The organism is Dactylosporangium sp. NPDC049140, assembly GCF_040648435.1.
In genome coordinates this window covers 20,214-32,655 of the sequence record NZ_JBEZDS010000078.1, presented here as the reverse complement: position 1 = coordinate 32,655, position 12,442 = coordinate 20,214, and the positions used below count along the sequence as shown (strand labels likewise).

Below are 12,442 nucleotides of genomic sequence, written 5' to 3'. Positions count from 1 at the left end.
ATCATCGCGATGCGGTTCCACGGCAACCTGACCCAGTCCCAGATCGCGGCCGAGCTGGGCATCTCCCAGATGCACGTGTCGCGGCTGCTGGCCGGGGCGCTCAGGTCGCTGCGCGACCAGCTCACCCGCGAAGGCTGACACACGGCGCCGGCCCCGCGCGCTTACCCGCGCGGGGCGGCCCCAGCCCGTACCGTGGACATTATGGCTAAAACGGGTAAATCGGGCAGATCGCACGAGTTGAAAATGGGTGCTGCGGCCGAGCCACGCGGAGCTCGCCGAGCACGACGGCAAGGAGATCTACGCCTTCGGCGACACCGACATGGTGGGCCGGGTCGAGGTGGCCCTGACCGACGGCACCCGGGTGAAGGCGCGCCGGACCGAGCTGATTCCGTGCTGAACTAGCAGCATGGCCGACGAGTTCGAGGTCGTCTGCGAGATCGAGCCGCCGACGCACCCGGATCTGCGGCACGTGCGGCACCAGATCGGCGTCCTCGCCCCGGTGGCCGACGCGTTCCTCATCCCCGACAACCACATCGGCCGCGCCACGGTGTCCAGCGTCGCCGTGGCGCACGAGGTGGCCGCGATGGGCGGGCGCAGCATCGCCTGCCTCAACTCGCGCGACCGCAATCTCCTGGGCCTGCACCGCGACCTGCTGACGGCCGCGGCCTACGGCGTGCACGAGTTCCTCTTCGTGCACGGCGACCAGCCGACGGCCGGCACGCGCACCAGCGAGCTCACGGTCCGCACGATGATCGCCGAGGCGCGGGCCATGGGGGAGCGCGACGGCTTCCGCCCGCCGCGCATCGGCGTCGCGGCCGGGCTGCGCAAGGTGCCGGCCTGGAAGCGCGAGGCCGACTTCGTCTTCGCCCAGATGAGCTTCGACACCGGTGCCCTGCTGCGCTGGCGCGAGGAGACGGCGCTGACCCAGAAGGTGTACGCGGGCGTCCTGGTTCTGGCCAGCGCGGCGATGGCCCGCCGGCTGGCGGCCACCATCCCCGACATCGACATCCCGGCCGCCCTGGTCGACCGGGTCGCCGCCGACCCGCGGGCCGGCGTGGCCGAGGCCTGCGACCGGGTGGCGGCCCTGCGCGAGACCGGCGCCTTCGACGGGGTCCACCTCGTGCCGGCGTCGCGCTACCGGGAGGTCGCCCTGACCCTCGAAGGCTGAGGCGTCAGCGGTGGAAGACCTGGCGGTACGTCGTCGGGGTCACGCTCGTCTGCCGCGCGAAGTGGATGCGCAGGTTCGCCGGGGTGCCGAAGCCGGTCCGGTGCGCGATCCGCTCGATCGACTCGTCGGTCGTCTCCAGCAGCTCCTGGGCCAGGCGCACCCGCTGCCCCACCAGCCACTGCAGCGGGCTCGTCCCCAGGCTCTCGCGGAAGCGGCGGGCGAACGTGCGCGGGCTCAGCCGTGCCTCCCGGGCCAGGTCGGCGACGGTCAGCGGCTGGTCGAGGCGGCGGCGGGCCCAGTCCAGGGCGCCGCCGAGGCCGTCGTGGCCACGCGGGCGCGGCGGGGCCGTCGCGAACTGGGACTGCCCGCCGTCGCGGTGCGGCGGCACCACCATGCGGCGGGCGACCTCGTTGGCGACCGCCGCGCCGTGGTCGAGGCGCACCAGGTGCAGGCACAGGTCGATCGCCGCGCCCGTGCCGGCCGAGGTGAAGAGGTTGCCCTCCTCGGTGTAGAGCACGTCCGGGTCGAAGGTCACGCGCGGGTAGCGCTGGGCGAAGTCGAAGGCGTTCATCCAGTGCGTGGTGGCGCGGCGCCCGTCGAGCAGGCCCGCCGCGGCCAGCACGTAGGCGCCGGTGCAGATGGCCACGATCCGCTTGCCGCGGGCGTGGGCGTCGCGCACCGCGGCGACGAGGTCCTCCGGCGGCTCGATCTGCCGGGCCCGCGAGAACGCCGGCAGGATCACGGTGTCGGCGTCGGGCAGCGACGACAGCGGGTACGGCGCGTCGATGCTCAGGCCCGAGCGGGCGGCGTGGCGGCCCGGGTCCGAGGCGGCGAAGCGCAGCTCGTACCAGGGGTCGGCGAGGTCGGTCCGGTCGACGCCGAACACCTCGCACGGCACGGCGAGCTCGAACACCGGCATGTCGGCGGTGACGGCTACGCCCACGACGTGGCGACTCATGGCAGAAATCTATCGCAGAACGGCATTCCTGCCACTGGGGCCGCCGGTACCGGACCGGGAAGATCATTGTCGTGATGACCGTTCCGCAGGGCGCCGCGCTCTCGATCGGGGCCGTGCTCGGCACCGGCGTGATCGCGCTGCCCGCGCTCGCCGCGCAGACCGCCGGGCCCGCCTCCCTGATCGCCTGGGCCGCCCTCGTCGCGCTGTCCGTGCCGCTCGCCGCCACCTTCGCCGCCCTCGGGGCGCGCTACCCCGACGCCGGCGGCGTGGCCACCTACGCCCGGCGCGCGTTCGGACCCCGGGCCGCGGCCGTGGTCGGCTGGTCGTTCTACTTCGCGATCCCGGTCGGCGCGCCGGCCGCGGCGCTGTTCGGCGGCGCCTACGTCGCGGCCGCGCTCGGCGGCGGTACCACCACGACCGTCGCGACCGCCGCCGGGCTGATGCTCGTGGTGACGGCCGGCAACCTCGGCGGCGTGCGCGTCTCCGGGCGCCTCCAGCTCGGCCTCGCCGCGCTGCTCGTCGCGCTGCTGCTCACCGCCACGATCACCGCCCTGCCGCACGCCCGGGCCGCGAACCTGCACCCGTTCGCGCCGCACGGCTGGTGGGCGATCGGCCCCGCCGCCGCCGTGCTGGTCTGGGGCTTCGCCGGCTGGGAGGCGGTCACGTCCCTGGCCGCGGACTTCCGCCACCCCGGCCGCGACCTGCCCCGCGCCACGGCGATCGCCCTGGTCGTGGTGGCCGTGCTGTACCTGGGCATCGCCGCCGCCAGCGTCCTGGTGCTCGGCCCCGGGCTCGCCGCCGACCCCAAGGCCGGCGGCGCGCCCCTGGCCGAGCTGCTCGCCATCGGCGTCGGCGGCCAGGTGCGCACCATCGCCGCCGGCGCCGCGGTGCTGCTCACGCTCGGCACGATGAACGCCTACTACGCCGGCGCGGCCAAGCTCGGCGCCGCCCTCGGCCGCGACGGCGCGCTGCCGGCCTGGTTCGGCCGCGGGGCCGCCCCGGGCGCGGTGCCCCGCCGCAGCCTGCTCGTCGTGGCCGCGCTCGGCGCCGTGTCGCTGGTCGTGGTCACCGGCACCGGCACCGGCACCCGCGCGCTCGTCCTGCTCACGAGCGGCTCCTTCGTCCTGGTGTACCTGCTGGGCTCGGCCGCCGCCGTCAAGCTGCTGCGCCGCGGGGCCCGGGCGTGCGCGATCGCGGCGCTCGTGTCCTCGGTCGGGCTCATGCTCGTCACCGGCTGGTACGTGCTCGGCACGCTCGTGATCGCGGCCGGGGCGCTGCTGTACACGAGGAAGGAAAAGTCGAGCCGCGTTGTCGATTCCGTCGAGGCCCGTTTGACGTAGGAGTGTCAGTACACACCTTTGCCAAATGGAGACCGCGATGAGCCAGTACCTGATCCTGATCTACGAGGACGAGAACGGCTACGCCACGGCGAGCCCGCAGGTGTACCAGGAGGTCATGGACGCCCACAACCGCTTCGCCGAGCAGGTCGGCGAGCTCGGCGGCACCCTGGCCGGCGGCAACGCGCTGCGGGACACCGGCAGCGCCACCTCCATCCGCGGCGACGTCGTCACCGACGGCCCGTTCGTGGAGACCAAGGAGGTCCTCGGCGGCTACTACCTGATCGACGCCAAGGACCTCGACCACGCCCTCGAGATCGCCAAGCTGTGCCCGGCCCGCTTCGGCGGTGTCGAGGTGCGCCCGGTGATGGTCTTCGAGTAAGCGTTGCCGGAGCCGTCGGACGTCCGGTCGGCGATCGCCGACGCGCACCGCCGCGAGTGGGCCCGCGTGCTCGCCGCGACGGTGCGCGTCGCCCGCGACCTGGACCTCGCCGAGGAGTGCGTGCAGGACGCGTACGTGTCCGCGCTTGACGCGTGGCTGCGCCAGGGGGTGCCGGACAACCCCGGCGCCTGGCTGACGACCGCGGCCCAGCGCCGTGCCCTCAACGCCCACCGCCGGGCGGCCACGCTGCGGAGCAAGCTGCCGCTCCTCGTAATTCCCGAAGAGGCCGACATACCGGAAATGGGCGAAATGTCGGAAATTCCGGATGAGCGCCTCCGGCTGGTCTTCACGTGCTGCCACCCCGCGCTGGCCCGCGAGGCCCAGCTCGCGCTCACCCTGCGGCTCGTGTGCGGGCTCACCACGGCCGAGATCGCCCACGCGTTCCTGGTCGGCGAGCCCACCATGGCCGCCCGCGTCACGCGGGCCAAGAAGAAGATCGCCGCCGCCCGCATCCCGTACCGGGTGCCCGCGGCGGAGGAGCTGCCCGACCGCCTCGACGCCGTGCTCACCGTCGTGCACCTGGTGTTCACCACCGGCCACGCGGCCCCGACCGGCGACGCCCTGCTGCGCGACGACCTCGTCGAGCGCGCCGTCGACCTGGCCCGCACCCTGTGCGCCCTCATGCCCGACGAGCGCGAGGCGACCGGCCTGCTCGCCCTGATGCTGCTGCACGACGCCCGGCGGGCCACCCGCCTGGCCGGCGACGGCCGGCTGCTGCTGCTGGAGGAGCAGGACCGCGGCCGCTGGGACCGCGGGCGGATCGAGGAGGGCCTGGCCCTGGTGCGCGCGGCCCTGCGCGGCGGCCGCCCGGGCCGCTTCGCGCTGCAGGCCACGATCGCCGCCCTGTACACCGAGGCCCCCAGCTACGCCGAGACCGACTGGCGGCAGCTGCTGGCCGTGTACGACCTGCTGCTGGCCGCCTGGCCGTCCCCGGTCGTGGCGCTCAACCGGGCGGTGGTGGTGGCCATGGTCCACGGCCCCGAACGCGCCCTCGGGATCCTCGACGGGCTCGCGGCCGACCCGCGCCTCGCCGGGTACCACTACCTCCCGGCCGCCCGCGCCGGCCTGCTGCACCGCCTGGGCGACGCCGAGGGGGCCCGGGCCGCGTACGCCGAGGCCCTGGAGCGCTGCGACAACGCCGTGGAGCGGGCCTTCCTCCGGGAGCGGATACAACGGACGGGCCGAGCACCCCACTCCCCGGGGTGATCGGCCCGTCCGCGGCGGCGCGCCGGCCCGTGGCAGAACCGGCGACGCCTTCCCACAGGAGGGAGCTACCGGGCGACCGGCTCGTCCTGGTGCTTGACCGGCTTCACGAGGGAGGCCAGGGCGCCGATCAGGGCCATGCCGATCGCCAGCCAGAACACGATGACCAGTCCGTCGTGGAAGGGACCGGACACCAGGTGCGGGAAGAACTCCCGGCCGGTGAGCGTGGCCGCGTTCGCCGCCGGCAGCCGGCCCAGCAGGTCGGGGCCGAGCAGCGACTGGATCGGGTTGTAGCCGAGGAACGCCGCGAACAGCGTGCCCACCGGCGGCAGGCCGGCGATCTGGTGCGCCGCCTCGGGCGGGACGCCCTGCGCGGTCAGGCCGTTGTTGAGCGAGTCGGGCAGCGACGTCGACAGCCCGGCGATCATGAGCGAGAAGAACACGCCGATCGACAGCACCATGCCCGCGTTCTGGAACGTGGCCCGCATGCCCGACGCCGCGCCGCGCAGGTGCGCCGGGACGCTGGACATGATCAGCGAGGTGTTCGGGGCCGCGAAGAGCCCGCCGCCGAGGCCGTTGAGGAACACCAGCAGCGCGAAGGCCCAGTAGCTGAAGTCGGTCGGCAGGATGAGCAGGCCGCCGAAGGACAGCGCCATGACGATCAGGCCGAACGCCGCGAAGAGCCGGGTGCCGTACTTGTCCGAGAGGTGCCCCGCGATCGGCCCGGCCGCGAGGAAGCCGACGGTGAGCGGCAGGAGGTAGATGCCCGCCCACAGCGGCGTGGACTCGTACGTGTACCCGTGCAGCGGCAGCCAGATGCCCTGCAGCCAGATGATGAGCATGAACTGCAGGCCGCCGCGGGCGATCGCGGCGAGCAGGCCGGCGATGTTGCCGTACGCGAACGCCCGGATCTTGAACAGGCCGAGCGGGAACATCGGCTCCGCCACGTGCCGCTCGATCCACGTGAAGACGCCCAGGACCGCCACGCCGCCGATGAGGCCGGTCAGCACCCACGGGTTGGTCCAGCCCTGGCTGTGGCCGCCGTACGGCTGGATGCCGTACGTGATCCCGGCCAGGACCGCGGTCAGCCCGGCCGCGAACGTGAGGTTGCCCCACCAGTCGATGCGCCCGGGCCGGCGCAGGCCGGTGTCATGCAGGCTGCGGTACGCCCAGATCGTGCCGACGACGCCGATGGGCACGTTGACCCAGAAGATGGCTCGCCAGTTCCACTCGGCGAGCAGGCCGCCGAGCACCAGGCCGATGAACGAGCCCGCGATGCCGGCCACGATGTTGACGCCGAGGGCCATGCCGCGCTGGGCGGCCGGGAAGGCGTCGGTGAGGATGGCGGCCGAGTTGGCCATGAGCATCGCGCCGCCGACGGCCTGCAGCACGCGCCAGCCGATGAGCCACATGGCGCCGCCGCCCCCGTCGAACGGGTCCAGCGACAGCGCGATCGAGGTCACCGTGAACAGCGCGAAGCCGAGGTTGTAGATGCGCACCCGGCCGTACATGTCGCCCAGCCGGCCCAGGGTCACCACGAGCACGGCGCTGACGAGCATGTACCCCATCAGCATCCACAGCAGGTAGGACACGTTGCCGGGGGCGAGCGGGTTGAGGTGGATGCCGTTGAAGATGGCCGGCAGCGAGATGAGCACGATCGAGGAGTTGATCGTCGCGATCAGCATGCCGAGGGTGGTGTTGGACAGCGCCACCCACTTGTAGTGCGGGTGGTCGGAGCCGCCCGACAGGGCGCCCCGGAAGCCGGACTTGCCGCCTCCGGCCGCCTCGAGGGTGTCGGTCACTTGGCGAGCCTCTCCAGCGCCGGCAGCGCGGCCGCGATCAGCGCCTCGTCGTCTTCGGACAAATCGACCAGCAGGGCGGCGAGGTGCCCGGCGCGCACCGAACGGCGGCGCTCGAGCAGCTCGGACCCGGCCCGGGTGATCCGTACCAGCACGACCCGGCCGTCGGCGGGGTCGGCGGCCCGGTCGGCCAGCCCCTCCCGCTCCAGGCGCTGGACGAGCTGGGTCATGGCGGGCTGGGTGACGCCCTCCGCGGTGGCGAGCTCGGTGAGCCGCCGCGGCCCGGCGCGCTCCAGGCGCCGCAGCGTCGAGGCGGCCGTGAGGCTGATGTCGTTCGGGGGGTTGCCCTGCCGCAGGAGGCTGAAGACGCGTTCGACGGCGACCGTCAGACGCGCAGGGTCCAATGCGGTACGAGCGGCGGGCATGTCTCATTCGTATCACGTACTTATAGAAGTGGCTTATGCATGCGACCAAGTTCACCCGCTCTTGACAGCGAAAGACGCCGGTCGATGCGAGCGATCCGCGTCGACTTGTGCTTGAGCATGGTGATCCCCCGTCGTCCGCCACGGCAGCGCTGCCGTGGCACCTCCGACGTGAGCCAAAACAGGCGAGTGCTGACCAAACCCGGCGGATGGGATTAATTCCGCATTTCGGGCACAGTTGTGCGGCCGTTCGTCCGCGGGCCGTGCGGGCCTGGGGCACCCCGCATCGCTTCCACGATCGCCGTGCCCAGGAGCTCGTGGGCGACCGGAGGCAACTGCTCAGGCCGGAACCAACGGATCTCGTCATGTTCATCGGGAGCGGTGTTTGCCGGTGTCCCTTCCCACTCGCGGACGAGCCAGGCGCTGAGGCGTACCGACTCCCCTCCGCGGCCCGCGTCCAGCCGGCACAGATGGATCGCCGAGCCGGTTGCTATCCGCACGCCCAGTTCCTCGTGCATCTCCCTGGCGAGCGCGGCCAGCTCCGTCTCGCCCGTCTCGATGTGTCCGCCGGGCAGATCCCACACGCCCGGGTAGGCACGGCGGTTCGGACTTCGGTGGACGAGCAGGACCCGACCTTCGCGAACCAGCGCCGCGACAACGACCTCGTGCATGGGCGGGATTGTGGCATGACCATCCGGCCAGAGAACGTCCGCAACTGCCGCCGGCAGTGCGCGCCCAGGGTCAACTCCGGCTCATTGTTGTGCGTGCCGGGTAGCCTTTCGGTGCCACGACCGGCAGCGTGCGCACGTCTGACGCGTTGATGCGCGATGGCCGGACCGAGCTCGTCACCGGCGGTGACCAGCCTCGGCAAGGCCGAGGCTTCCTGCAGTGCCGACGAGCGGGCATCCGATCTTTGCACTCGTGCGCTGTTGCTGGCCGCGTGGCGATCGCACGGTACCTGGGTGGCAATCATGCTTGTATGCCGTGCGCTGCCTACGGAGCGGCAGGAGTCAGCAGCGCTCTGATCCCGTGCAGTTCGGCGGGTGCCAGCAGGTCGGTCGCGTCGAACGTCGCGATCCACTCGCGCACAGCGGGCGTCCTGTCCGCCAACTGACGTTCCACGTCCTCCGCGCCTGTCGGCTCCTGCTGGTGCTCGCGCCAGTTGCCCTGGTCGGGGTCATAGACCCAGGCGTGCCCGGCATGCGCCGCTGCGCCACGCCACCCGGCCGCGTAGTCATCGATGATGGCGTGGTCCGTCGCGCCGGCGATGTGCAGCAGCATCGCGGAGATCATGCCGGTGCGGTCCCGGCCTCCCGCGCAGTGCACGAGCACTGCCCCGTCGGCCCGGGCGACCGCGCGCAGAGCGGCGGAGATGCGGTCGGGGGCAAGCCGGGCATTGTCGGCCCAGCAGCGCGGATGATCCAGGAACGGCCCGCAGACCCGGAGGAACTCGGTGTCATCAGGGTCTTCGGTCGGCGCCGGCACGAAGACCAGGCCCTGCAGCGACTCGGTGCTGATGATCGGATGTTCTGCTCGACGCTGCGTCTCGGCCGGTGCGTTCCGCAGGTCTACCACCGTGCGCACGCCCGCCGCCTTCGCCGCAGCCCACCCTTCATCGGTCAGGTGCTCTGGCGCCGCCGAACGGAACACCTTCCCGAACGGCGTGCAGCCGCCGACGCGCAACGCTCGACCACCCAGGTCGCGCACGTTCCGGCCACCTGACCAGTGCAACACGTCCATCACCGCCTCCGCTCAAACGACTTCCTTGCCGTTCATATGGCGCTTGGTCACGCTTGTGCCGAACACAGTGTGTCTGATCTTGGCCGCGCGCGGCGGCCCTGCCCGCGCCCGGTCGGCGGTGTAGCCTGTGGTGATCACGGCCGAGAGCGTCGACATGCAAGCAGTTGTAGCCAACGGCGCGATGCCCGGCTGGACGAAATCCGGACACGCCTGTATCAGCGGCCCTCTCCGGCGCTCCCATTTGCATGTGGCGAGTCGCGCTGGGACTGCTTGTCGGCGCCGGGGTGGTTGCGATGTACCAGCACCAGCACCCGCACGGCCCGCCGCCCCAGGTGTGGGCGGCTCTCGCCATCGCGCTCGGCGGCTGCTCAGGCGCCATCCTGACGTACGGCCGACGCCGCTGGACCGAGCTGACCGCCGAGCATCCGGTACGAGTGCGCGAGGTCGCCGGGCCGGTGTCGGCGATTGCCGTCAGCGGCGTGCTGGCCGTCAACGTGACCAGGTTCCTGCCCGGGCCGACCGGCTTCTGGCACAGCGGATTGCTCGTCTGCGTCGCGATTCTGGCCGGGATTCCGGCCGGTATGGTCATGTTCGCGGTGCGGCGGGTGGTGTCCGCCGGGCCACCCCCGGGCCCGCTGGGCCGCCAGGTCACCGTGCTACTCGGCCTGCGCCGACTGCTGCAGCGGCTGCTGGCCGCCGAGGGGGCCGTCGTCACGCTCGTGACCTTCGAATTCGGTGCGTACTCCCAGCTCCAGCCGAACCCGCGGTCGGCGCAGTACATTTTGATCTTCGGCGGTGTCGGCTCAGTGCTGGTCGTGGCGGCCTACGCGCCCGCCTGGAGCGCCCTGCAGCGCCGCGCCCACCTGCTGTGCTGCGAACTGTTCCCGCTCGACGACCTCGACGACAGCTCCACGATCCTGAGAAACGCGGCGGACGGCCAGCGCCTCGAACAGGTCCTCGGCGCCGACCGCGGCATCCTGGCCGATCTGCAGAACGGCCTCGCCATCGCGGCGCCCCTGCTGGCCGGTGCGGTCGCCGCGTTCCTGCCGCACTAGCGGCCAAGTTTTACCAACGACGGCCCCGCAACGACTTGCACGGCGACGGCTGGACGGCAGTCTCGAGTCCCGTCCTCTCGACGACCTTGGTCGGCGATCTTGCGCACTCAGCTGCCGCCTACCGCGCTGCCGGGTGGTGCGGCTCATGCGCCGCGACGTGCGTGACGAGGTGCAGGTGGCAGGTCGCGCTCGGCGAAGCAGAGCGTCACCAGGATCAACTACACACCGCACGACGCGCTGGCGACATGGACGGTACCGCCGGCCGCCTCGTGACCCGGCCCGCGCCGGACGCAGATAGCAGCGCGCCGGGTCCGAGGACGTCGCCTGATGCGCGCGCTCAGTCGTCGGCGGCCTTCACCGCGGCGGCGATCGGCTCGAGGCTTGCGATCAGCTCGTCGAGTTCGTCCGCGCTGAGCACGTCGTACGCCGGGGCCGCCAGCTCGTCGGTGAGGGCCTCGATCCGCTCCCTGGTCTCCCGGCCGGCGTCGGTGAACCCGCCGGCGGCGTTCACGAGGCCGCGGCCGCGCAGCCCGTCGACGACGGCGGCCAGCTGCGCCTTGGGCAGGTGGTGGACCCGGCCGAACTCCTCCGCCCGCATGCCGAGGGAGAGCGCGAGCAGGACGTGGGCCTCGGTGCCGCCGATGCCGTGGGCGACCAGGGCGGCGTTGTGGCCGTCCCCGCGGTGCTCCCGCAGCAGCGTCGCCGCGTGCCAGAGCCGGGCTACCGGCTCCTCGGGCACGTCGAGCGCCCGGAGTCCGGCGTACAGCACGCGACCCTCGGTCGGCGCGCTTACCGCTGCCCGGGTAGCGAGGTCGGCGACCCGCACCAGCCCCGGGGAGTCGGCGAGCTCCCCGATCATCTGCCGCAGCGCGGCGGCGCTGCTCCGCTCGCGCACGGCGATCGCCTCCTGCGGGGTGGTCTTGCCCCACACCCACGGGATGTGGCGCGCCACCTCACCGTCGGCGAAGTTGTAGAAGACCGCGTGTACCACCCCGGCCGGTACCAGCCCCAGGGGTGCGGCCCGGCCCGCGAAGTATCCGTCCCAGTAGTTGCGCATGCCCAGGGCCAGGAACGCCTCGTTCGGCACCTCCGAGAAGGTGACGGTGGCGATCGGCTCGACGAGCTCGAACATGCGGTGGACCTTGGCTCGTGCGTGCTGCATCGGTCGGTATCTCCTGTAGTCGTCACGGCGCCGCCCTCGGGAGCGGCCGCTCACTCTGGCTACGAACAGCACTGCCCGGATACGACAGATCCGGTCGACATCAACCTTGAACTTGCCGCGGGGCAGCAGCGCGGCCCCGGCCCGCACCCGCCCGGTCAGCGCCACCCCGGCCCGCCGCGCCGCGATCCAGCCGGTGGCGAGATCGAGAACCGCAGGGACACGGCGCCCGGCAGCCCCAGGGCGAGGATGACGACGCCGAACTCGACCAGGATGGTGTCGTGCGGCACGGGGTCAGCCGTCGGTGAGCAGCGCCGCGACGTCCTCGACGCCGGCCGCGGTGCCGACCGCGACGATCAGGTCGCGGGCCTGCAGTCCATACCTCATGCTAAAAGCGGACAAGCTGCGCAAATGCCGACTTCAGGCGAGAAGAGCGGCCGCCAGGTCGTCGGCCGCGCGGCGCACGCCCGCCGCGATGTCGTCGGCGTGGTCGTGGGTCAGCCGCGCCAGCGGCACCCCGCAGCTGATCGCGTCGGTGACGAGCAGCCCGTCGACGCGGACCGCGGCGGCGATGCAGCCGACGCCGGGGACGAGCTCGCCGCGCTCGTAGGCCACCCCGTGCTCCCGGCAGTCGGCCAGCGCCGCGTAGAGCTCGGCCCGGTCGACCACCGAGTCGGCGGTGTGTGCCGCGACGCCGGCGGCGATGATCGCCTCGACCTCGGCGTGGTCGCGGCGGGCCAGGATCGCCCGCCCGCTGGCCGCGGAGATGGCCGGGAAGCGCCGCCCCACCACCGGGCTGCCGGTGTCGTGGGCCGACTCGCGCGCGGCGAGGCAGACGATGTCGGTGCCGTCGAGGCGGACCAGCCGCACCGACTCGTCGATCTGGTCGCTCAGCCGGCCCAGGATCGGCCCGGCCAGGCGGGCGGTGCGGTCGGCGGACAGGAAGGCGCTCATCGGCCGTAACGCCCCGACGCCGATCGTGTAGGTGACGCCGTCCGCGTCGGCCTCGACCCATCCGCGCTCGACCAGCTGGGCCAGTCGCCTGCGCACGATGGGCTCGGGTAACCCGAGATGGCGGCACAGCGCGTCGACCGTCATCCGGTCCGTGGCCGCGGCGAGCCGCTCGATGAGGTCCAGGGTGGGGCTGTCTTGGGCCATT

16 protein-coding genes are annotated in these 12,442 nt (G+C 72.7%); 7 read left to right on the top strand and 9 right to left on the bottom strand.

The annotated features are described in order from the left end of the window. The 3 genes from AB0B76_RS55215 to AB0B76_RS55205 form a co-directional block, all read left to right on the top strand. Nucleotides 1-138 (top strand): sigma factor-like helix-turn-helix DNA-binding protein (locus AB0B76_RS55215; RefSeq protein WP_360393328.1); only part of this gene is annotated, 138 nt, incomplete at its 5' end. 109 nt (nt 139-247) lie between these two features. Further along, complete coding sequence (locus AB0B76_RS55210) at nt 248-397, top strand: hypothetical protein (RefSeq protein ID WP_360393323.1); 150 nt, start codon at nt 248-250, stop codon at nt 395-397. A 9-nt stretch (nt 398-406) separates the two neighbouring features. Beyond that, complete coding sequence (locus AB0B76_RS55205; RefSeq protein ID WP_360393320.1) at nt 407-1,168, top strand: methylenetetrahydrofolate reductase; 762 nt, start codon at nt 407-409, stop codon at nt 1,166-1,168. 4 nt (nt 1,169-1,172) lie between these two features. Here the strand turns inward: AB0B76_RS55205 and AB0B76_RS55200 are convergent, their stop codons facing one another. After that, nucleotides 1,173-2,126 (bottom strand): helix-turn-helix domain-containing protein, encoded by a 954-nt coding sequence (locus tag AB0B76_RS55200; RefSeq protein ID WP_360393317.1) that lies wholly within the window; start codon nt 2,124-2,126, stop codon nt 1,173-1,175. Between the two features lie 74 nt (nt 2,127-2,200). Between AB0B76_RS55200 and AB0B76_RS55195 the strand changes: the two genes are divergently transcribed. The 3 genes from AB0B76_RS55195 to AB0B76_RS55185 all read left to right on the top strand — a co-directional run bounded on the left by AB0B76_RS55195 (nt 2,201) and on the right by AB0B76_RS55185 (nt 5,111). Then, nucleotides 2,201-3,466, top strand: a complete 1,266-nt coding sequence (locus AB0B76_RS55195; protein WP_360393315.1) for an amino acid permease — start codon at nt 2,201-2,203, stop codon at nt 3,464-3,466. 37 nt (nt 3,467-3,503) lie between these two features. Then, on the top strand, nt 3,504-3,845 hold the full coding sequence (locus tag AB0B76_RS55190) for a YciI family protein (RefSeq protein WP_360393313.1): 342 nt from the start codon (nt 3,504-3,506) through the stop codon (nt 3,843-3,845). A 66-nt stretch (nt 3,846-3,911) separates the two neighbouring features. Further along, a complete protein-coding gene (locus AB0B76_RS55185) occupies nt 3,912-5,111 on the top strand; it encodes a DUF6596 domain-containing protein (RefSeq protein ID WP_360393325.1) in 1,200 nt (399 codons plus the stop codon). A gap of 65 nt (nt 5,112-5,176) precedes the next feature. Here the strand turns inward: AB0B76_RS55185 and AB0B76_RS55180 are convergent, their stop codons facing one another. The 5 genes from AB0B76_RS55180 to AB0B76_RS55160 form a co-directional block, all read right to left on the bottom strand. Then, a complete protein-coding gene (locus AB0B76_RS55180) occupies nt 5,177-6,910 on the bottom strand; it encodes an MFS transporter (RefSeq protein WP_360393310.1) in 1,734 nt (577 codons plus the stop codon). After that, entirely contained in the window at nt 6,907-7,332 is a 426-nt protein-coding gene (locus AB0B76_RS55175) for a MarR family transcriptional regulator (RefSeq protein WP_360393307.1), read from the bottom strand. Before AB0B76_RS55175 ends, AB0B76_RS55180 begins: the two co-directional genes overlap by 4 nt. A gap of 212 nt (nt 7,333-7,544) precedes the next feature. Continuing rightward, nucleotides 7,545-8,000, bottom strand: a complete 456-nt coding sequence (locus AB0B76_RS55170; protein ID WP_360393304.1) for an NUDIX domain-containing protein — start codon at nt 7,998-8,000, stop codon at nt 7,545-7,547. Between the two features lie 322 nt (nt 8,001-8,322). Continuing rightward, nucleotides 8,323-9,069, bottom strand: a complete 747-nt coding sequence (locus AB0B76_RS55165) for a tyrosine-protein phosphatase (protein WP_360393302.1) — start codon at nt 9,067-9,069, stop codon at nt 8,323-8,325. 12 nt (nt 9,070-9,081) lie between these two features. Then, nucleotides 9,082-9,225 (bottom strand): hypothetical protein, encoded by a 144-nt coding sequence (locus tag AB0B76_RS55160; RefSeq protein ID WP_360393299.1) that lies wholly within the window; start codon nt 9,223-9,225, stop codon nt 9,082-9,084. 137 nt (nt 9,226-9,362) lie between these two features. Here AB0B76_RS55160 and AB0B76_RS55155 point away from each other — a divergent pair, with 137 nt between their 5' ends. Continuing rightward, complete coding sequence (locus AB0B76_RS55155) at nt 9,363-10,124, top strand: hypothetical protein (protein ID WP_360393297.1); 762 nt, start codon at nt 9,363-9,365, stop codon at nt 10,122-10,124. 337 nt (nt 10,125-10,461) lie between these two features. Here AB0B76_RS55155 and AB0B76_RS55150 read toward each other — a convergent pair whose 3' ends face one another. The 3 genes from AB0B76_RS55150 to AB0B76_RS55140 all read right to left on the bottom strand — a co-directional run bounded on the left by AB0B76_RS55150 (nt 10,462) and on the right by AB0B76_RS55140 (nt 12,441). Next, nucleotides 10,462-11,286 carry a MarR family transcriptional regulator gene (locus AB0B76_RS55150; protein ID WP_360393295.1) on the bottom strand — a complete coding sequence of 275 codons (825 nt, stop codon included), beginning with the start codon at nt 11,284-11,286 and terminating at the stop codon, nt 10,462-10,464. A gap of 155 nt (nt 11,287-11,441) precedes the next feature. Then, nucleotides 11,442-11,573, bottom strand: a complete 132-nt coding sequence (locus AB0B76_RS55145) for a hypothetical protein (protein ID WP_360393293.1) — start codon at nt 11,571-11,573, stop codon at nt 11,442-11,444. A 130-nt stretch (nt 11,574-11,703) separates the two neighbouring features. Then, nucleotides 11,704-12,441, bottom strand: a complete 738-nt coding sequence (locus AB0B76_RS55140; RefSeq protein ID WP_360393290.1) for an IclR family transcriptional regulator — start codon at nt 12,439-12,441, stop codon at nt 11,704-11,706. Between the last annotated feature and the right edge of the window lies 1 nt (nt 12,442).